The sequence below is a fragment of the Oceanobacillus alkalisoli genome (genome assembly GCF_021556485.1).
GTDB classification, from domain to species: Bacteria; Bacillota; Bacilli; order Bacillales; family Amphibacillaceae; genus Oceanobacillus; species Oceanobacillus alkalisoli.
This window is the reverse complement of sequence record NZ_JAKGBW010000001.1, coordinates 205391-223531: the sequence shown is the minus strand read 5'-3', so window position 1 is coordinate 223531 and position 18141 is coordinate 205391. Positions and strand designations below refer to the sequence as shown.

General features: G+C 38.8%; 21 protein-coding genes and 3 tRNA genes. 12 read left to right on the top strand and 12 right to left on the bottom strand.

The window, feature by feature from the left end:
- The 6 genes from LZD48_RS01270 to phoU all read left to right on the top strand — a co-directional run bounded on the left by LZD48_RS01270 (position 1) and on the right by phoU (position 4935).
- Positions 1-77: transfer RNA gene (locus tag LZD48_RS01270), tRNA-Ile, on the top strand.
- Positions 78-92: 15 nt separating this feature from the next.
- A tRNA-Ser gene (locus tag LZD48_RS01265) sits at positions 93-185 on the top strand.
- A gap of 211 nt (positions 186-396) precedes the next feature.
- Positions 397-472 (top strand) — tRNA-Phe (locus LZD48_RS01260).
- A gap of 696 nt (positions 473-1168) precedes the next feature.
- Positions 1169-1780, top strand: coding sequence for a superoxide dismutase (locus tag LZD48_RS01255; RefSeq protein WP_235760915.1), 612 nt, complete (start codon positions 1169-1171; stop codon positions 1778-1780).
- Positions 1781-2024: 244 nt separating this feature from the next.
- On the top strand, positions 2025-4163 hold the full coding sequence (locus tag LZD48_RS01250; protein WP_235760914.1) for a peptidoglycan D,D-transpeptidase FtsI family protein: 2139 nt from the start codon (positions 2025-2027) through the stop codon (positions 4161-4163).
- Between the two features lie 115 nt (positions 4164-4278).
- Positions 4279-4935, top strand: coding sequence for a phosphate signaling complex protein PhoU (gene phoU / locus LZD48_RS01245; RefSeq protein WP_235760913.1), 657 nt, complete (start codon positions 4279-4281; stop codon positions 4933-4935).
- Between the two features lie 40 nt (positions 4936-4975).
- On the opposite strand, the gene LZD48_RS01240 is transcribed toward phoU, so the two are convergent.
- Both LZD48_RS01240 and LZD48_RS01235 read right to left on the bottom strand, forming a co-directional pair.
- The gene (locus tag LZD48_RS01240) at positions 4976-5545 is read right to left on the bottom strand and encodes an endolytic transglycosylase MltG (RefSeq protein ID WP_235760912.1); all 570 of its coding nucleotides are present in this window, start codon (positions 5543-5545) and stop codon (positions 4976-4978) included.
- 28 nt (positions 5546-5573) lie between these two features.
- The gene (locus tag LZD48_RS01235) at positions 5574-5801 is read right to left on the bottom strand and encodes a hypothetical protein (RefSeq protein WP_235760911.1); all 228 of its coding nucleotides are present in this window, start codon (positions 5799-5801) and stop codon (positions 5574-5576) included.
- A gap of 177 nt (positions 5802-5978) precedes the next feature.
- On the opposite strand from LZD48_RS01235, the gene rpmG reads away from it, so the two are divergent.
- The 5 genes from rpmG (at position 5979) to LZD48_RS01210 (ending at position 11897) form a co-directional block, all read left to right on the top strand.
- Positions 5979-6128: a 50S ribosomal protein L33 gene (gene rpmG / locus LZD48_RS01230; RefSeq protein WP_021291115.1), complete on the top strand. Its 150-nt coding sequence runs from the start codon at positions 5979-5981 to the stop codon at positions 6126-6128.
- A 630-nt stretch (positions 6129-6758) separates the two neighbouring features.
- On the top strand, positions 6759-8318 hold the full coding sequence (locus LZD48_RS01225; protein WP_235760910.1) for a rhomboid family intramembrane serine protease: 1560 nt from the start codon (positions 6759-6761) through the stop codon (positions 8316-8318).
- A 264-nt stretch (positions 8319-8582) separates the two neighbouring features.
- On the top strand, positions 8583-8804 hold the full coding sequence (locus tag LZD48_RS01220) for a YqgQ family protein (protein WP_235760909.1): 222 nt from the start codon (positions 8583-8585) through the stop codon (positions 8802-8804).
- Positions 8801-9766 carry an ROK family glucokinase gene (locus tag LZD48_RS01215; protein ID WP_235760908.1) on the top strand — a complete coding sequence of 322 codons (966 nt, stop codon included), beginning with the start codon at positions 8801-8803 and terminating at the stop codon, positions 9764-9766. Before LZD48_RS01220 ends, LZD48_RS01215 begins: the two co-directional genes overlap by 4 nt.
- A 202-nt stretch (positions 9767-9968) precedes the next feature.
- Complete coding sequence (locus LZD48_RS01210; protein ID WP_235760907.1) at positions 9969-11897, top strand: LTA synthase family protein; 1929 nt, start codon at positions 9969-9971, stop codon at positions 11895-11897.
- A 42-nt stretch (positions 11898-11939) separates the two neighbouring features.
- Here LZD48_RS01210 and LZD48_RS01205 read toward each other — a convergent pair whose 3' ends face one another.
- On the bottom strand, positions 11940-12116 hold the full coding sequence (locus LZD48_RS01205; RefSeq protein WP_235760906.1) for a DUF2759 family protein: 177 nt from the start codon (positions 12114-12116) through the stop codon (positions 11940-11942).
- 169 nt (positions 12117-12285) lie between these two features.
- Between LZD48_RS01205 and LZD48_RS01200 the strand changes: the two genes are divergently transcribed.
- The gene (locus LZD48_RS01200; RefSeq protein WP_235760905.1) at positions 12286-12909 is read left to right on the top strand and encodes an MBL fold metallo-hydrolase; all 624 of its coding nucleotides are present in this window, start codon (positions 12286-12288) and stop codon (positions 12907-12909) included.
- A gap of 206 nt (positions 12910-13115) precedes the next feature.
- Here LZD48_RS01200 and LZD48_RS01195 read toward each other — a convergent pair whose 3' ends face one another.
- The 9 genes from LZD48_RS01195 to comGA all read right to left on the bottom strand — a co-directional run bounded on the left by LZD48_RS01195 (position 13116) and on the right by comGA (position 18089).
- The gene (locus LZD48_RS01195) at positions 13116-13358 is read right to left on the bottom strand and encodes a DUF2626 domain-containing protein (RefSeq protein WP_235760904.1); all 243 of its coding nucleotides are present in this window, start codon (positions 13356-13358) and stop codon (positions 13116-13118) included.
- Positions 13359-13434: 76 nt separating this feature from the next.
- A complete protein-coding gene (locus LZD48_RS01190) occupies positions 13435-14133 on the bottom strand; it encodes a helix-turn-helix transcriptional regulator (protein WP_235760903.1) in 699 nt (232 codons plus the stop codon).
- 105 nt (positions 14134-14238) lie between these two features.
- Positions 14239-14622 carry a hypothetical protein gene (locus LZD48_RS01185; RefSeq protein ID WP_235760902.1) on the bottom strand — a complete coding sequence of 128 codons (384 nt, stop codon included), beginning with the start codon at positions 14620-14622 and terminating at the stop codon, positions 14239-14241.
- Positions 14588-15043 carry a competence type IV pilus minor pilin ComGF gene (locus LZD48_RS01180; RefSeq protein ID WP_235760901.1) on the bottom strand — a complete coding sequence of 152 codons (456 nt, stop codon included), beginning with the start codon at positions 15041-15043 and terminating at the stop codon, positions 14588-14590. Before LZD48_RS01180 ends, LZD48_RS01185 begins: the two co-directional genes overlap by 35 nt.
- A complete protein-coding gene (locus LZD48_RS01175; RefSeq protein WP_235760900.1) occupies positions 14991-15332 on the bottom strand; it encodes a type II secretion system protein in 342 nt (113 codons plus the stop codon). Before LZD48_RS01175 ends, LZD48_RS01180 begins: the two co-directional genes overlap by 53 nt.
- A complete protein-coding gene (gene comGD, locus LZD48_RS01170) occupies positions 15301-15750 on the bottom strand; it encodes a competence type IV pilus minor pilin ComGD (RefSeq protein ID WP_235760899.1) in 450 nt (149 codons plus the stop codon). The genes LZD48_RS01175 and comGD overlap by 32 nt, the downstream gene beginning before the upstream one ends.
- On the bottom strand, positions 15750-16052 hold the full coding sequence (gene comGC, locus LZD48_RS01165) for a competence type IV pilus major pilin ComGC (RefSeq protein ID WP_235760898.1): 303 nt from the start codon (positions 16050-16052) through the stop codon (positions 15750-15752). The genes comGD and comGC overlap by 1 nt, the downstream gene beginning before the upstream one ends.
- 14 nt (positions 16053-16066) lie before the next feature.
- On the bottom strand, positions 16067-17122 hold the full coding sequence (locus LZD48_RS01160; RefSeq protein WP_235760897.1) for a type II secretion system F family protein: 1056 nt from the start codon (positions 17120-17122) through the stop codon (positions 16067-16069).
- The gene (comGA, locus tag LZD48_RS01155; protein ID WP_235760896.1) at positions 17085-18089 is read right to left on the bottom strand and encodes a competence type IV pilus ATPase ComGA; all 1005 of its coding nucleotides are present in this window, start codon (positions 18087-18089) and stop codon (positions 17085-17087) included. Before comGA ends, LZD48_RS01160 begins: the two co-directional genes overlap by 38 nt.
- Between the last annotated feature and the right edge of the window lie 52 nt (positions 18090-18141).

Below are 18141 nucleotides of genomic sequence, written 5' to 3'. Positions count from 1 at the left end.
GGACCCTTAGCTCAGTTGGTTAGAGCTATCGGCTCATAACCGATCGGTCGCAGGTTCGAATCCTGCAGGGTCCACCATTTTCTTATACAGTTGGAGGTATACCCAAGTCTGGCTGAAGGGGTCGGTCTTGAAAACCGAAAGGCGGGTCAAACCGCGCGGGGGTTCGAATCCCTCTACCTCCTCCATTACATATTTTTGTAAACAAATAAATAAAATGGCTCGGTAGCTCAGTCGGTAGAGCATAGCGTAAACTTCATCGAATTACTTCATTGGAGCTATGCGAGGAGTGCAACTTCAGTGAGTTTGCTTGCAACACGACGAGCAACTTCTTCGTTGTTTATGCTTCGAAATATAGTAGGAAATAGACACACTTAAAAGAAAATAAACACATCATTTGGCTCGGTAGCTCAGTCGGTAGAGCAACGGACTGAAAATCCGTGTGTCGGCGGTTCGATTCCGTTCCGAGCCACCATTATCCCAACAAGCAAATATGCTTGTTTTTTTGTGCTTCCATCTTTATATTTTAACGAACATTTGCAACGGGATATAACTGAACCCTCTTTGTATAAAAAACTATTGAATTGCTTTCATACAGCGTAAGTGTTTTAAACTCCGAAACTTTCTACTGGAGGTCCGCAGTCCAGACACCTCTCGCACCTGCTGAGCGGCCGGCAAGCCTCCTCGCGCTATCGCGCTGAGGGGTCTCGCCAGGCCTATCCTCCCGCAGGAGTCTCGAGGTGTGTTGACTGCTATCAGGTAAAACTTAATTTGGAACACTATTTATTATTATATAAATACATTCCTCACACTAAGCTGATGATGGAATAATTTCTATTCACCATAATCATCTAACAAGTTCGGTTGTCCGGTGGACGGTGACTCCTGCGGGAACAGCACGAGTCTGGAGACCCCTTAGTGCTTAGCCCGAGGAGCTCTAGCAGTGCCCGAGGATGCGCATCCGTCCACCGGGCAACTGAACGGCGATTAAAGAGCGAACCATGAGAACGCGCAAAACACATACGCTGTATGAAAGCGATTGGCAGTTTAAGGTGGGGAGGTAGTAGAAATAAAAGATTCGCCTTCTATGAGGCATAAAATTTGCAACAAATTTAAAGCTTTGATAACCTACAATTATAGGTAAAAAAACATTAAGGGAGGAAGATTTTTTATGGCAAAATTTGAACTACCAGAATTACCATATGCATATGATGCATTGGAAAAATCAATCGACAAAGAGACGATGAACATCCATCATACGAAACACCACAACACTTACGTTACTAACCTTAATAACGCATTGGAAGGTCACGCTGACTTACAGGAGAAATCCCTGGAAGATCTAATCAGTAATCTTGATGCTGTACCTGAAAGTATCCGTACTGCTGTCCGTAACAATGGTGGAGGACATGCAAACCATAGCTTGTTCTGGGAAATCCTATCACCAAACGGGGGCGGAGAGCCTACTGGCGAATTAGCAGATAAAATCAATGAGAAATTCGGCAGCTTTGACAAATTCAAAGATGAATTCAAAACTGCAGCGACTGGCCGTTTCGGTTCAGGTTGGGCATGGCTCGTAGTTAACAACGGTGAGCTGGAAATCACAAGCACTCCAAACCAAGATTCTCCATTAATGGAAGGTAAGACTCCAGTATTAGGACTAGACGTTTGGGAGCATGCTTACTACTTGAGATATCAAAACAAACGTCCTGATTACATTGCTTCCTTCTGGGATGTAGTAAATTGGGATGAAGTTGCTAAGCGTTATAACGAAGCAAAATAAATAATCCGATAGGGAAAGAACGTGAAGAAACTCATTCTTCACGTTCTTTTTTTGGCAGATGAGAAAGCATTAATCCTTTCTTACTGCATAAGTGCAACTTAGGCATTCACCGTAAAGGTTTGGTGAATGCCAAGTTTTCTAATCTAAATGGAATCTTCTTGTTAATAAATAACGAAATCCATAAAGATTTATGGTAGAATGTAAGACAGATATTTCAGCAATACGCAAAATGAGGGGGAATAGAATGAAGGAAAAAAAGAAAAAAAGAGCACAGCTTCCCTTTCGGACAAATATTATCTTTTTTATCGTGTTCTTACTATTTTCAATGCTGATATTTCAACTAGGTGTCGTGCAAATCCTGAATGGAGAAGCATTCCAAGATAAAATTGACCAGACGATTCAAGATACGACTAAAATCGCGGTGCCGAGGGGCAAAATATATGATACAAATGAAAATTTAGTTGTCGATAATAAGGCACTTTATTCCATTACATATACACCGCCTAAAGGCGTGCAGGCTCAAGATCGCTTAGATCTCGCTGAAAAGTTAGCACAATTCATATCCATGGATAGCGACGAAGAATTGGATAAGGTATCGGATCGGGATAAGCGGGAATATGTTTATCTGAAGGATTTGACGAAAAATGAAGGTAAATCTGATGATGAAGAAAAGGAAAAAACATACGAAGAGCTCTTGCCAGAAGAAGAGCTAAAAGATAAGTCCAATGCAGAAATTTACCAGTTGGTTTTAGATTCCATTCCAGACGACCATGTGGCCGACAGTGTCTTTTCAACACAGGAACTTGAAGTCATTCGAATTAAGAAGGAATTAGATAAGGCATATTCTTTAACACCGCAAATTGTAAAAAATGAAGATGTTACACCAGAGGAATATGCACTCGTTTCTGAGAACCTTGATCAGCTGCGAGGAATTAACGCAACGACAGACTGGAATCGTGATTATTTGTATGATTCCACTATCCGAAGTCTTTTAGGAAGCATTAGTACTCACCAAACCGGTATCCCAGCAGAAAACATGCAATATTTCATGTCGCGAGGGTACAGCAGAAATGACCGGGTTGGCAGAAGCGGATTAGAAGAGCAATATGAAGATGTTCTTAGAGGAAGAAAAGAACAAATCGAATACACGACAACAAAAACTGGAGCTGTCATTGATTCGAAGACGATTGTTCAAGGCAAAAGAGGGAAGGATCTCATTTTAACGATTGATATGGAGTTCCAGGAGAAAGTGGACGAGATTTTAGAAGATGAATTAGGAAAGGCAATCCGCTTGGACCCATATAATAACCGTTTTTTAAATGATGCACTTGCAGTTGTAATGAATCCGCAAACTGGAGAATTAATCTCAGTAGCTGGAAAAACTTATGATCATAAGGAAGGTACATTCAGCAATAGTCCACATCGAACCTTGCATGATGCTCATCTGCCAGGGTCGGTTGTGAAAGGTGCCACCGTATTAGCGGGGTTGCATTCAGGTGTAATCAGTCCAGGCCAAACTTTCCTTGACAGGCCGATTAAAATAGCAGGAACGCCGGAAAAGCGCTCCTTATCAAGTACAATCGGTTATGCAGATGATATTAAAGCATTAAAAGAATCATCGAACGTATACATGTTTTATATTGCTTTACGGATGGGTGGAGATTATCGCTACCGATTTCCTAATGGGGCGAGTTCAACGATGGATCCTGCAGCATGGCAGGAGATGAGTAATTATTTCCTTCAATTCGGCTTAGGCGCTCCTACCGGAATTGATTTTCCATTTGAATCAACGGGTTTTCCTATCGATACGGCACCTAATATGGGTTTATTCATGGACTATGCGATAGGGCAGTACGGTACATACACTACAATGCAACTGGCGCAGTATGTTTCGACGATTGCCAATGATGGTTATCGGGTACAGCCACATTTCGTAAAAGAGATACGAGAACCGATCGCTTCTCAAACAGAATTAGGTCCACTGTATAAATCGATAAATACAGAGTACTTGAATCAAATCCAGGCTAGCGAATCAGAAATCGCTCGTGTACAGGAAGGATTTAGGCAAGCATTTCAAGTACAACGTGGTACGGCGTATAGTTATTTTGCAGGCAAAGATTATCAAGCGGTAGGTAAAACTGGAACAGCGGAGAGCAGGGTTGTTGTTGATGGAGTAGGGTATGATACAATCAACCGGGCAATTATCGGATACGCTCCAATGGATAATCCAGAAGTCGCTTTTGCAGTAATGGTTCCGAACATCGGTCTTAACGCTAGAGAAGACGGAAATATCGCCAACCGAATCGCGGAACGAATTATGGATACGTATTTTGATATGCAAGAAGATCAAGATGAAGAAGCGGACGAAGAAGAATCGCAATAAATCTCAATGTTATTTATATAATACTTTAACACTCTTTTAACAAACTTCAGGTATACTGAAAATATACCCTTGACACGTCAAGCATTGGATCTGAAGATAATTTGGAGGAGATTGGATGAGCACGACACGTGAACAGTTTCAAAGCGAATTAGAGCAGTTAAAAGAAGAAGTAATTAAAATGGCGAACCTATCGGGTGAGGCTTTATCGAAAGCTGTCGATTCATTATTTAACCAAGACATTGAACAAGCGAAAGCGATTCTTGAAGAAGACAAAAAAATTGATGAACTGGAAACAGAAATAAATGAAAAATCGGTTTTGCTGATTGCAAAACAACAACCGGTAGCAACCGATTTACGCCAGATTATTATGTCGCTGCGTGTAGTGACTGATGTTGAAAGAATGGGCGATAATGCTAAAAATATTGCAAAAGCAACAATTCATTTGGATAAAAACCTATCCGCAATCCCGGAAGGTTTGAAACAAATGCATGAGATTGCGATGGATATGTTAAAAACATCGATGCATGCTTTTAAATATGAAGATATTACAATAGCTAGTAAATTAGCAAAGACAGATGACAAAGTAGATAAGATGTATAAACATATTGTCAGTGAATTGCTCGGGGAAACAGCAACGAATCCTGATAAAATTCAATACATTATGCAAGTCGCATTCTGTGCCCGTTACTTGGAACGCTTTGCTGATCACATTACAAATATCGGTGAAAGTATACTGTACTTAGTCAAAGGAAAGAATTATAATCTTAACTAAAAAAAGAACCAGTGCCTTCTACATAAAGGCGCTGGTTCTTTTAGTTTGATGTCAATTGTTCAGCAATTTCGTATTCGGATAAGCCATGTTCTAGTTCATGATCACCCATTTGAACACGTAAAGAATAATCATTATCGATCAAGTATTCGTTAAAAGCTGCTGCATCGTCGATAAGTCCTTCTTCTTCCAGAAGATCGCTGATATATGATGTTGCCATTCCTGGTTCAACTGTAATGACTACAGGTGAAGGAGTTTCTTCTTCCTCTTCAGCTTCATCTTCTTTCTCCTCTTCGCTTTCCGTTTCCTCTTCATCATTTTCTTCTGAGTCTTGATTAGCTGTTTCTATTTCTGCGGAGTCCTCGGTTTCCTCTGTTTCCGTCTCTTCCGCTTCATCCTCATTTTCATTACTTTCGTTATTACCTAAAGTAATGCTGATATATTCTTCCTCTGAAACAACGCGTAATCCTTCTTCTTCAATTTTCTCAATTAATTCCTCTGTACTATATTCTGCAGCACCTTCATTGCCATGCCCAAATAAATAAAACACAGCGAGTAAAATCAAGCCTGCAGCAATCAAACCGACTGAGAATGCACGTACTGTATGTTTCATGCTTAACTCCTTTTCTGGCGTCTAGTAATCAAGACTGTTCCTTAAACTCCGAGCTGGAGGATTCATTCATATTTTCTGGGAGCAATTCTTCTTCTAGTATTTTAATTTTTTTCTTCATTTGGTATGTATCCTGCATTGAGGTAATTGAAAGTTGCTCGACTTGGCTTTCCATTTCTTCCAACCGATCATTCATGAAATAAGACAGGATAAACAAGACCACACCGATAACGAGTGTGGTTACAATCGCAATTATCATTCATTTCCCTCCCTTTAACCACATATTTAGTTATATCACATTATGAGTTCTATGAAAACCATAAAATTACCTAGAGAAATGTTGAATCTTTTTGTAACATCTGTTATTATAATAAAGGTCTAATAAAATTGCCTATGAATTGTTAAAGATAGTTAGAAAAAGTTTGGAGGGAAAACTATGCGCGTTAATATCACGTTAGCTTGTACTGAAACGGGAGACCGTAACTATATTACTACAAAAAACAAACGTACAAATCCTGAACGTATTGAGCTTATGAAATATAGTCCACGTCTTAAAAAACACACTTTACACCGTGAAACTAAATAAAGCAAAAAATGGAGCTCTTATCTTCGGATGAGAGCTTCATTTATTTTTTAAAAACAGCTTTCATTCAGCGTAAGTGTCCCTAACTCCGAAACTTTCTACTGAAGATCCGCAGTCCAGACACCTCTCGCACCTGATGAGCGGCCGGCAAGCTTCCTTGCGCTGAGCACTAAGGGGTCTCGCCAGGCCTATCCTCCCGGAGTCTCGAGGTGTCTGGACTGCTACCAGGAAAGGCCAAATATGGATCACTGTTTAATGTTCCAGGAATATAATTCCTATCGTGACGGAACAATTTCTATTCAGATAATCATCTAACCAGTTCAGTTGCCCGGTGGACGGTGACTCCTACGGGAAAAGCACGTGTCCGAAGACCCCGCAGGAAGCGCACTTCTTCCGAGGAAGCTGAGGCCGTGCCCGTGCCCGTGGAAAGCATCCGTCCACCGGGCAACTGAACGGCGATCAGAACTCCAGACTAGAGAATGCGCAAATACTACGCTGAATGAAAGTAATATGAAACTTTTTTAGATCATAAAGATATACTCAGCTTTTTCAAATTGTGAAAGGTAAGCAAGGGTTATAATAATATATTTAGAAGAATAAATCTGCTATGATGAGGGGAAGGAAGGTGAATTCATGTCTTTAAATGAACAATATCTGTTATATACGTTTGCCAATGACCTGGTGAAAAATCATCAATTTAATTTATTATATTTAAATGAAAAAACGAATGAAGTTTGGTTAGAGAAATATGAAAACCATTCATCAATCGTAGTGCGTCTCATACATAAAGGATTCGACTGGAAAAACCATCTAAAACAAGATATCTCATTTTTGTTTCAAAGAGTCCGAAACGTAAAGCAAGTATTAAAGAAAAATATCGAAGTCTATAATCTTTATTTCACCATGCATCAACCAGTTGATACATGGGATATACTTAAACAACCATTGACTGCTGAAGGTAAACCAAAAGTGAGCATGAGAGTTTATTATTTAGACCAGGAAGAATACGAGCATGAAGCAGAACGATTTGAAAAAGATTTGCTGCCAAGCCCTATTTCCTATGATCTTGAATTACCCGATGAAACAAAAGAAAATAATATAGAGAAGATAAAATATCATTTTGTTTCGTTATTAAGTAATAAACGGAAAGAAGTTGAAAATATTTTCAGCTTTGGAAAACCACTTTTTTCTTATGCTTTCATTATTATTAATTTGCTTTACTTTTTCTATATGGAATGGCAAGGCGATACGACATCAATTGAAATGCTTATCCAATTTGGTGCAAAGTATAATCCTTCCATGATGATAGATGGTGAATGGTGGCGGCTATTCAGCTCCATGTTCATCCATATTGGTTTTATTCACCTTGCACTAAATATGCTTGCTGTGTTTTATTTAGGAACTGCTGTTGAGAAGATATTTGGAAGCAGCCGTTTTATATTCATTTATTTGCTCGCTGGTTTAGGTGGCTCGATTGCGAGTTTTGCCTATACGACAAGTGTAAGTGCTGGAGCTTCTGGTGCGATATTCGGTTTATTCGGTGCGTTTCTTTATTTTGGTATTGTGCATAAACGATTATTCTTCCAAACAATCGGTTCGAGCATCCTACTTGTGTTAGCTATCAATTTAGTGATCGGGCTATCTATTGAGGGGATTGACATGGCGGCTCATGTTGGCGGATTAATTGCAGGGTTCCTCGCTGCGGCAATTGTCGGCATGCCGAAGAACAAGCGACCAGTGTTCCAGTTTGCGGCAGCCATCAGCACCGCTATATTCTTCTTCGCTGTTACGTATTACGGAGTTCATGCGAATGAGAGCAGTGAAACATTCCGATTAATGCAAATCCAGGAACATCTAAATCAACATGAATATGACGAAGTTGTGACTGTTGCAACGGAAGCCTTGGCGTTAGAAGGGGATATGGAAAGCTCGCTTTTATTTCAACGTTCATATGCTAATATTGAACTTGGAAATTATGAAGAAGCATTGCGAGATTTAGAAAAGAGTGTCACACTTCAGGAACCATTACCAGAAGCTTATTATAACCTGGCTATCCTGTATGATATGGACGGAGAGGTTGAAAAGTCCATCCAAGCAATCGAACAAGCATACCAAATGGATCCAACCAATGAAGATTTCATCAATTTATACGAACTTATAACGGGTGATTCCCCGAGAGAAGCTGATAATTAAAATATATCTTGGAAAGAGTCCCGATACGGAACAGAGAAAGCGAGAAGTATCGGGACTGCGGATCTAAAGGAGACAATTAAAAATATACAACACCACGCCTATTTCCTTCTTTGATAGTAAGAAATTATAAAGCCTTTCTTATTGCATAAGTTCAACTAAGGCATTCGCCGTAAAGGCTTGGCGGATGCCAAGTTTCCTAATAAAACTTCGCTATAATTTTCTTTACATTGATTTTTTTGGTATAATAAGGAGTGGTGAAATCAATTGAACTCTGTATATGACATCCGAATGCTTTTAAAGCGATTCGGCACATTTGTTTATTCACGAGATCGTATCGGCGATCTTATATTAATGGAAAGTGAACTTGAAGAACTTTATAAAATGAATTTTTTTTCACAGCAGGAATACATCGCTGGAAAACTTGTTCTCCAAAAAGAAAGAAACATTTTAGAAGAAGCAGAAAGAGGAAAGAGGGCGGGGTCATGAGTGAATATATGATAGGCATTGATATCGGCGGTACTTCCATTAAATTTGGATTATTTACAACTGATGGTGAACTTCTGCATAAATGGAATATACCGACGAGAACGGAAGAAAACGGTTCTTTTATTTTGCAAGATACATGGATGTCAATAAAAGAAATACTCCAACTGAAAAATATAGCAACAGAGCGAATTCTTGGTATCGGGGCGGGCATTCCAGGCTTTGTCAGCAGTGATGAGGGTATCGTTTATTATGGAACGAATATTGGCTGGAGAAATAAACAATTCACAAAAGAGTTAAGTGATTTATCTGGCTTACCGGTATTTATCGAGAACGATGCCAACATGGCTGTCCTAGGTGAAAATTGGCAAGGTGCAGGGGATGAAGGGAAACATGTTATTGCCGTTACGCTCGGAACTGGGGTTGGCGCAGGTATTATAGCTAATGGTGCCATTCTAAATGGAATAAATGGCATGGCAGGAGAACTTGGTCATATATTGATTGAAGAGAATGGAGCCCCTTGTAACTGCGGAAAGCGCGGTTGTTTAGAAACAATTGCATCAGCAACCGGCATCGTGAGACTTGCAAGTGAGAGCAGTGCGGAGCAACCCGGTTCAGCACTTGCTAAGATGTATGAAGAAACAAATACTATTACTGCGAAAGATGTTTTTCAAATGGCTGAAAAAGGCGATGCAGCCGCTATGAAAATAGTAACTAAAGTTGCGGCAGTATTAGGTCGGACTTTCGCAGATTTGGGTGTGATTCTCAATCCGGAGAAGATTCTTATTGGTGGAGGAGTTTCCCAGGCGGGAGAGCCTTTCATCAATCAAATCCGTACTTCTTTTGAGGATTATGCATTACCAAGGGTAAAAGCAAACTGTGAAATCAAGCAGGCGGTTCTCGGCAATGATGCAGGCATCATTGGTGCTGCTTTCTATGTTAAGCAGAATATGGAAGGAAGTTAACTCTAGATTTTTTTTAGCTTATCTATTAAAATAAGAAGTTAGAAAAAATATGAAGTAAATGTAAATAAAGATGAAACCTTTCTTACTCGGTTTTCGTCTAATAGTATAAGTGAATTGTAAAAGAAAAGTTTACAAATTGCTCAAACTGGGAATGGATGGCCACTTTACACTTCTGTTCTCTTTACATTTGGGAGGATTTAGAATGAGGAAAAAACAAGCAAGATTACCGCTATATATTATTGCTTCCTTGCTTTTCGGTTTAAAAACATACATTGTTTACCGTTTTATGTTTAATATTGAACTAGAAAATAGAATGCAAGAGTTCATTTTATTTGTTAATCCGTTTGTCTCGGCATTTCTGATTTTTGCACTGTCTGTATGGTTCAACAAAGCGTCCAGGCAAATGAAATACTTGCGTTACACGGCACTGCTTTTTAGTTTTGTTGTATTTGCAAACCTAGTATTCTATCGTCAATTCACGGACTTTATTACACTCCCGCAATTATTTATGGGGAGTAATATGACGGATTTAGGTTCAAGTATTCTTACATTAATCAAGCCATATGACATTCTTTTATTTGCTGATGCGGCAATTGTTTGGTATTTAAGTAAGAAGAAAGAATCAATTGTATCTGTGCAATATTTGAAACGCGGAAAAGCTTTTGCACTTTCCATGTCCTTATTATTGCTTGCGGGGAACTTTTTCCTTGCTGAGATGGAGAGGCCGCAATTATTTACACGTGCATTTGACAGAGAGTATTTAGTGAAGAATATCGGGCTATTTAATTACCATGTTTATGACCTTGTAGTTCATTCGAAAGCGGAGTCCCAACGTGTATTCGCAGATGGAAATGAAATACCTGAGATTCAAGATTACATTAAAGAAAATGTGATGATCACAGAGAAATCGGATATGTTCGGTGTTGCAGAAGGTAAAAATGTTATTTTCATTAATGCCGAATCGATTCAAGGCTTTGTTGTTGGAAATGAAGTGAATGGTGAAGAAGTTACACCATTTCTAAATAAGCTTGTAGAAGATGAGGATACGTACTATTTCGATAACTTCTTTGAACAAACTGGTCAAGGAAATACATCGGATTCAGAATTCCTGGTTGAAAATTCCTTATATCCACTTTCAAGAGGTGCTGTGTTCTTTACACATGGAAGTAACGAATATCATGCCCTTCCGGAAATACTGGAAGAGGAAGACTATTTCTCAGCAGTGCTGCATGCGAATAATAAGAGCTTCTGGAACCGGGATGGGATGTACAGAAGTTTGAATCTTGACTATTTCTATAGTGAAGATGCCTATGAAATAACAGATGAAAACTCAGTCGGCTGGGGACTGAAAGATAAACCGTACTTTGAACAATCAATCAAGTATTTACAAGCGATGGAGCAGCCATTTTATACAAAATTCATTACGCTGACAAACCATTTCCCATTTGAAATGGATGAAGAAGATAAATCAATTGAACCATATGATTCAAACTCAAACACGCTTAATAACTATTTCCCTGCAGTACGTTATGCAGACGAAGCGATGGAAGAATTCTTTGATCACTTAAAACAGGCAGGTCTTTATGAAGATTCCATCATAATCATTATGGGAGACCATATTGGGATTAGTGCCAACCATAACCGTGCAATGAGCATGTACTTGGATAAAGAAGAAATCACTCCATATGATCAGGTACAGTTACTCAAAGTACCATTATTTGTACACATTCCCGGTCATGGGGAAGGAGAAACCATCTCCACGGTTTCGGGACAAATCGATTTGAAGCCAACGATTCTAAGCCTGCTTGGGATTGAGCATACAAATGATATTTACTTTGGTAATGATTTGTTTGCAGAGAACAGGAAAGGCTATATTGCTTTAAGAAACGGTGACTTTATAACAGATGATTATCTATCAACGGTAGGTATGTGCTATGACGTCGATACCGGTGAATTAATTGATGCAGAGGAAGAAGAAGCGACTGAAGGAGAACCAGCTACAGGCGCAAGTACTCCTTGTGATGAAATTAAAGAGAAAGTGGAATTGGAATTAGGCTATTCCGATGACATTATATACGGAGATCTGTTCCGTTTCGTAGATTTCACAGAAGAAAAACAGGTAGAGAAGTAATATTCTCCACCTGTTTTTTACTATTACTTTAGTTTTAGTTACTTAGAGACTGGACAGCTCTGAAATGATTGTAGCAATAGAGAAGAATCCAAAAGCTACTGCTGTTAATACGGAGAAAATCAATGCAAAATAGTTTTTAATTTTCAATTGACGAATTACGGAAATAACCGCAAGTAATGCGACTAACAAGAATATGATTGCTAATATAATGTGGCTCATGAAAAATTCACCCTCCTTATGTCTATTCTTCCTTAGAATGAAATACTAGCCCTAAGGATCCCTTTATATTATTATGTAGATACACTATAATCATTTTAATGCATATCAATATTTTTGTCGAGGCATAACCTAAAGGAAATGCTTTTCAGAAGTAGAGGAGATGAGAAGAATGGAAATAAAGACAATGCCGGTCGGGATGATCGGGACAAATTGTTATATTTTATCAAAGGATAATCATGCTTTGATTGTTGACCCTGGTGGTGACGCGGATCAAATTATTCAATACATAGAAGAAAATGAGCTGACACCTTTAGGTATCCTATTAACACATGCTCATTTTGATCATATTGGAGGCCTGGAGGCAGTTAGAAATAAGTTCCAGTTGAATGTATACATTAACGAAGCGGAACAAAACTGGCTAACAGATCCGATGCTTAATGGTTCTCATAAATTAATGGGCAACGAAATTATAGCAACGGAAGCTGAAATCACGATTGAGGAAGGCCCGTTTTCCATTGGGGAGTTCCAATTCACTGTCGCACATACACCGGGGCATTCGCCAGGCAGCATGAGTTTCATTTTTACAGATACGAAACAAGTCTTCAGTGGTGACGCGCTCTTCAACCAAGGAATAGGAAGGACAGATCTGCCGGGAGGAGACTTGCCGACGCTTGAACATTCCATTAAAGAAAAATTATATAAGTTAGAGGATGCATATGAAGTATATCCTGGACATGGACCAAGTACAACAATCGGTTTTGAAAAAGTGAACAATCCGTTTTTCCGTGGATAATTGGCACATTAAGATGATAAAAGAAAAAAACCATGCAATTACCCCCTGCATGGTTTTTCGCGTTATAGAAACAATAAATTAAAAATACTGTGGGCAATTACTATTACCGGAACTAGCCACATCCGGCTCCAGCGCCCAGCAACTAGCAAACTTGACACTCCACAGGTTTGTACGTTGCTAAACGGGCGCTTCCGCCTTTTTTACGTTTAACCGCCGAACCCTGGTACAAGTATAAATTCAGAATACCATGTATAACCTATCATGAATACTGTTAAATAAGCTCCGAATAAATACATATACATCCGTTCTGATAATTTTAAGTAGCCTACTGTAAGGAAAAATACTGTTTGAATCAAGGATAGTACGGATGGTACCATCATGTCCCCAACATAGAACATAACGGCAAAAATCCCTGTCCAAAAGCCCAGCATACGAAACACACGATCCATGTCTCTTTCCCCCTCCTTCTAGTTAACCTTTCATAGTTATTATAAACGAGGAAGCAACTATTGTAAACGATTGACCTTAAACGATTGAAAGTTTTGCGATATAAGCACAATTACTGCAATTATCGGCAAACATATTTTTCTCTTCTATTAATTCAATCGAAGTAAATAATGCTTCAAACATACCCTTTAAAAAGATGCGATGCATCTCACAGACGAGCTGGTGATTATTGCTTGCAATTTCTCTAAATGGACAATTATTCACTGAAAAATGGATACTGTTTGTTTCTTTATCATATTTGAAGGAAGGGTACATGCCAAGCATGCGGCCTGTTCGTTCAAGTACCGTAATTTTCTCCTTCACATCGGCATCCTCATTAAGATGCTTCATATCCTGATGCATTACTTCTGTTCCGTATTTTTTCCCTGTTTCGTACAGAGCTTGTTTCCCTGGTTCGCCGAGATCCATTAAAGCTTCAAGGGCAATAGATGAAAGGATCTTATAATCCCGTGCAGGGAAGTTCAATTCGACAACTTCATTTGATAACTGATAGCGTCTACCCGGACGGACACCTTTCCCTGTTTTTTTCAAATAAGAGGTAACAAGATTAATTTCTTCGAGTTTGGATAAATGGAGTCTGGCCACATTCGGATGAATATCAAAAGCCTCGGAAATATCGGTGACACTCACATCTTGATGGTGCTCCACTAAATGTTGATAAATATTGAATCTTGTAGGGTCGCTCATCACATTGGTAACCTTTAATGTGTTCTTCATTATTTTTCACCCCATCATTATGCTACAGATCATTTACACCTTAATTATATTAGAAAAACGGGAAAAAGAGCTGAGTATTCAAGCTTTGTTGAAAAGTATACATAATTATTCACGAAACATCTCGTTTTTTATTACATGATTAACCGTAAAGAGAGATTCTTGATTAGACGGATTAATGTGGAACTGCAATTTTCGGTAAGCTTCCGATAAGTGGGTTATCCTAATATCGACATCACCATTCGGAAAATCATAGGAGGCCGTCTGCAATATTTCTTCATTTTGCATTTGTTCTTTTACATATTTCAATCGGCTCATTTGAAATAAACTTTCGACATGTATCTGTTCCACTTGTGTTTCCGTTATATGGACTTCATTCCGGTAAGAGAAAATACTGCCGGTGACAAGCAAGAAGAGGATGGCAATGATAAATAATATATGAAGCAGAATAAAACCGTTAGACTCCGTTATAAAACGGAAATAACCTTTCATATGTTACACCTTCTTCTGTCGTGATAATCAACTTTATACCGAATGGCTCCTCCTGAAACCTGAGAAACTGCACGCCGCGCAAATAAATTTCATGCCCCCTGCCATCAATCTGTCTTCTGACTAAGGAATCATATTTACTAATCGAAGCGGTTTGTTCGTTTGCTTGAAGTAAATAAAGAGTATGATCCTGGATATAATAATGATGAGATTCAAGGATATCATCTCGAACAAAGCGAAAAAATTCATATACTGCAAGTTCTTCATAATTATTTGTCGGCTTGACAGCTTGCAAAGCATAAACTAAAAACGGCAATGTGAGAAAGATGACAGTTAGCATCGTCAGCAAAGAAATAAAATTAAAACCACGCTCATTCTTTAGGTATTGCGAGTAAACAGATTTCTTCTTCGGTTTCTTCTGCATTCTCCCAAGATACACATCCCTTCGTGTATATGTCTTCTTTATAAAAATGAAAGTGAAAGGCCTTTCCGTCTTTTGTCGTTTCTTTACTAACAGGAAGCGGGGGAGGGTTCCCCAAAATAAATTGCTGCAATTCAGCTTGTAATTGATGAGCTGCCCATCTTCTATCCCCCAATGTATCTTTTGCCGTCTGAATATCTGTGTATATCGGTATAAATATAATGAGCGCTTGAAAAAATATGGTGGAGGCGATTAAAACTTCAATCATCGAGTATCCGTTTTTCTTTTTCAATATAAAACCTCCCTTTGCCGAGTGGGAATACGATATATAACTTATGATTGGGTGTATACATAACAAGGGTTCGGGGTTGGAGGATGGTTCCAGTTTGTACGAATCGGATCAGTCGTGACTGGTTCGTAGTAACCAACGTCCAATCTGCAGGATATTCCCGGTATGCAAAAGGTTTATTCACCCCGGACAGGATGCTGTAATAATCATCAAAAAATCGGATATACATTTCGTCTCTCCTATGCTTACTTGATTGGTTTTGGATAAGCAGTACATCTTGTTGTAATACCTCAATGAATTGTTCTTCCTGTTGTTTAGTAAGCAAATCAGATTGAAGGGGAATGGTGAGCAAGAAAAGAATGGATAGGATACTGAGCGTAAGAAGCATTTCAATCAGAGTAAAACCGTTTCTTTGCATCATTACGAGTCATCGTTTACTTTACCATTATTGATTGTGATTGGAGTGTCTCCGCAGCTTGTTTGGTTATCTTTTAGATAACCTGCTGATACGAGTGTCTGTATATCATTGACTTTCTCTTTGTTATCCAAATAATATGCTTCTACCTGCGTTTGAACAATCTCTTTCAAGGCTTCACAACCTTTATCATTCACATTTTCCGACTGATTTGCCAAGTTAGGGATAATCAGTAATAGCAATACGGAGATAACAAGCATTACGATTAACATCTCAATCAGCGTAAACGCACGTTCATTGTTAAACATTATAATCGCTCCTTTTAAAATGAATTCATTAGTTGAAACATAGGCAACATCATACTTAAGTAAATAAAAACAATAAATACCCCGAGTACTGTATAAAATACAGGCTGAATAGATGTAATGACTCGAATCATCATTCGTTCCATCTCGTCAAGCAACATATCACTATATAATGTAAGGTCTTTTTCTAATACGGGAATAGTCGTATTTTTCTGGAATATTGCAGCTAGTTGTTTTTCTATTAACGGTAATTCTTCGAGTAAGTTGCTAATATGGTAACCCCGTTCTAAATTATTGGTCAGTAATGTCGCATAATAAGAAATAATCGGGAGTCTATTCTGGCGAGCAAGTTCTGCAAGAATTTCCTTTAGGCTAAGTCCTGCTTTTAGCAACGAACTAAAATGGGTGGAAAGCTGCAAGCTTGTTTGCAACCGTAAATAATAGCGATAGAAAGGAATACGCTCAATCACTTTCAATTGCTCTTCCATAGATATTCTTGGGCGCACATAACGCCAGATAATTGTGAAAAGGATGCTTAACACGATAATAAAGATAGCGGAAAATTGAATCAAATCCATTAACCATTTTAAGAGATTGATCGTTGTTTGCGTCTCAGGAGAAGAAGTAAATAATGATTGGAACGCGGGAAGTACGCGGTGGTTAATAAAAAATAAAACAACAGAGAAAATAAGCAGAAGAAATAAGGGATAACGAATGATCTGCTTGAACTTTCGGACGTTCTGGAAATGATGCTCGACTAATTCCAGGCATTTTCCAACTGCTTCTTTCAAGTCTGAATTTGCATTGATAAAATACAGAAAGGAACTAATCGAAGGATGAAAACCAGCCTGTTCGAAAATAGTATCGAGACGTATACCTTCTTTTAATTTCTCCAAAAAGTAAAGGGAAATAGAGGCCAAATCTTTGTCCCAAGCAGTCGCTTCAAGGGCGTCCTGTAACGAATACCCATTTATCAAAAAGCGTTCGAGACGTTTTAAAAACCGAATTTGAATCGTTTCAGGTATTTTCCGCTGCTTATTTAGGAAAACCTTCAGCGGTGAAGCCGTATGCATATGCTTTCCTCCTTAAATGTTTAAAGGAATTCCTGTCTTGTTGATGGAAATCAAATCGAGAATAGATTGCCTTATTCAAATCTTCTCCACTTAGAAATTCTAAAATTGCTGCCCGTCGAATAATGCCCTTTTGCCGAATAGGGATTAATTTTATGGATATAACAGCAACAAGTGATTGAAACAGATCTTGTTGTTTAATCCCCATATCGAGCAACCGGTAAATCGTTCCGACTGCATCGCGTGCATGGAACGTGCTAAACACGAGGTGTCCCGTCAGTGATGACTGTAAAGCAAAGTGAGCGGTTGCTTCATCCCTTAATTCTCCTATCATTAATATATCCGGGTCATGTCTTAATGCTGCTTTCAATCCAGCTTGATAGGTAATGCTTGCTTGTTCATTAATTTGTACTTGAATGACATCATCAATTTGCCTTTCAACAGGGTCTTCTAGCGTTATCGCTTGATAGGAGTGTTCTTTCATCAAGAAACGAATTAAGGCATAAAGGGTTGTTGACTTTCCACTTCCAGCAGGTCCGGTAATTAAAACTAAGCCAGATTGAGCAATTGCCGATTTTTTGAGCTCATTTAATTGATAAGGGAAGAGAAATAATTCATCAAGTGGGAGGAAGTCTTCTTGTGGTAAAATTCTAATCGCCAAACTTTCCGATGCGAGCATCGGTAGCGTGGATAACCTTAATGTATATTTACCGAGTGCTGGGAAAAGGTTGGCAATACTGCCATCTTGGGGTTTTCTTGATTCTCCAATATCCATTCCTGCCTTGAATTTAAAAAAGGTTAGCAAAAGCTCATATTGACTCTTAGAGATAACAGAATGGAATTTACGGGTGCCCTGAATACGAAAGTGGATTTTCGTTTCGTTTGGAGAAGGTATGAAGTGAAGGTCTGTAGCATGTTCGTTGATTGCCTGTTCCATTATTTGTTTAACCAAGGGTAAGGCCGGGTTCAAGTTAGTTTCACCTCCTTATAAATTATATGATTCGACATGTATTGAGATATTC

What these genes read in the sequence shown, in the direction of transcription:
- LZD48_RS01205 (WP_235760906.1), bottom strand. Translation starts at nt 12,116, where the DNA reads ATGAGCCACATTATATTAGCAATCATATTCTTGTTAGTCGCATTACTT.
- LZD48_RS01255 (WP_235760915.1), top strand. Translation starts at nt 1,169, where the DNA reads ATGGCAAAATTTGAACTACCAGAATTACCATATGCATATGATGCATTG.
- LZD48_RS01200 (WP_235760905.1), top strand. Translation starts at nt 12,286, where the DNA reads ATGGAAATAAAGACAATGCCGGTCGGGATGATCGGGACAAATTGTTAT.
- LZD48_RS01225 (WP_235760910.1), top strand. Translation starts at nt 6,759, where the DNA reads ATGTCTTTAAATGAACAATATCTGTTATATACGTTTGCCAATGACCTG.
- phoU (WP_235760913.1), top strand. Translation starts at nt 4,279, where the DNA reads ATGAGCACGACACGTGAACAGTTTCAAAGCGAATTAGAGCAGTTAAAA.
- LZD48_RS01160 (WP_235760897.1), bottom strand. Translation starts at nt 17,122, where the DNA reads ATGCATACGGCTTCACCGCTGAAGGTTTTCCTAAATAAGCAGCGGAAA.
- comGC (WP_235760898.1), bottom strand. Translation starts at nt 16,052, where the DNA reads ATGTTTAACAATGAACGTGCGTTTACGCTGATTGAGATGTTAATCGTA.
- LZD48_RS01185 (WP_235760902.1), bottom strand. Translation starts at nt 14,622, where the DNA reads ATGAAAGGTTATTTCCGTTTTATAACGGAGTCTAACGGTTTTATTCTG.
- LZD48_RS01210 (WP_235760907.1), top strand. Translation starts at nt 9,969, where the DNA reads ATGAGGAAAAAACAAGCAAGATTACCGCTATATATTATTGCTTCCTTG.
- LZD48_RS01240 (WP_235760912.1), bottom strand. Translation starts at nt 5,545, where the DNA reads ATGAAACATACAGTACGTGCATTCTCAGTCGGTTTGATTGCTGCAGGC.
- LZD48_RS01190 (WP_235760903.1), bottom strand. Translation starts at nt 14,133, where the DNA reads ATGAAGAACACATTAAAGGTTACCAATGTGATGAGCGACCCTACAAGA.
- LZD48_RS01250 (WP_235760914.1), top strand. Translation starts at nt 2,025, where the DNA reads ATGAAGGAAAAAAAGAAAAAAAGAGCACAGCTTCCCTTTCGGACAAAT.
- rpmG (WP_021291115.1), top strand. Translation starts at nt 5,979, where the DNA reads ATGCGCGTTAATATCACGTTAGCTTGTACTGAAACGGGAGACCGTAAC.
- comGD (WP_235760899.1), bottom strand. Translation starts at nt 15,750, where the DNA reads ATGATGCAAAGAAACGGTTTTACTCTGATTGAAATGCTTCTTACGCTC.
- LZD48_RS01195 (WP_235760904.1), bottom strand. Translation starts at nt 13,358, where the DNA reads ATGGATCGTGTGTTTCGTATGCTGGGCTTTTGGACAGGGATTTTTGCC.
- LZD48_RS01215 (WP_235760908.1), top strand. Translation starts at nt 8,801, where the DNA reads ATGAGTGAATATATGATAGGCATTGATATCGGCGGTACTTCCATTAAA.
- LZD48_RS01180 (WP_235760901.1), bottom strand. Translation starts at nt 15,043, where the DNA reads ATGCAGAAGAAACCGAAGAAGAAATCTGTTTACTCGCAATACCTAAAG.
- LZD48_RS01235 (WP_235760911.1), bottom strand. Translation starts at nt 5,801, where the DNA reads ATGATAATTGCGATTGTAACCACACTCGTTATCGGTGTGGTCTTGTTT.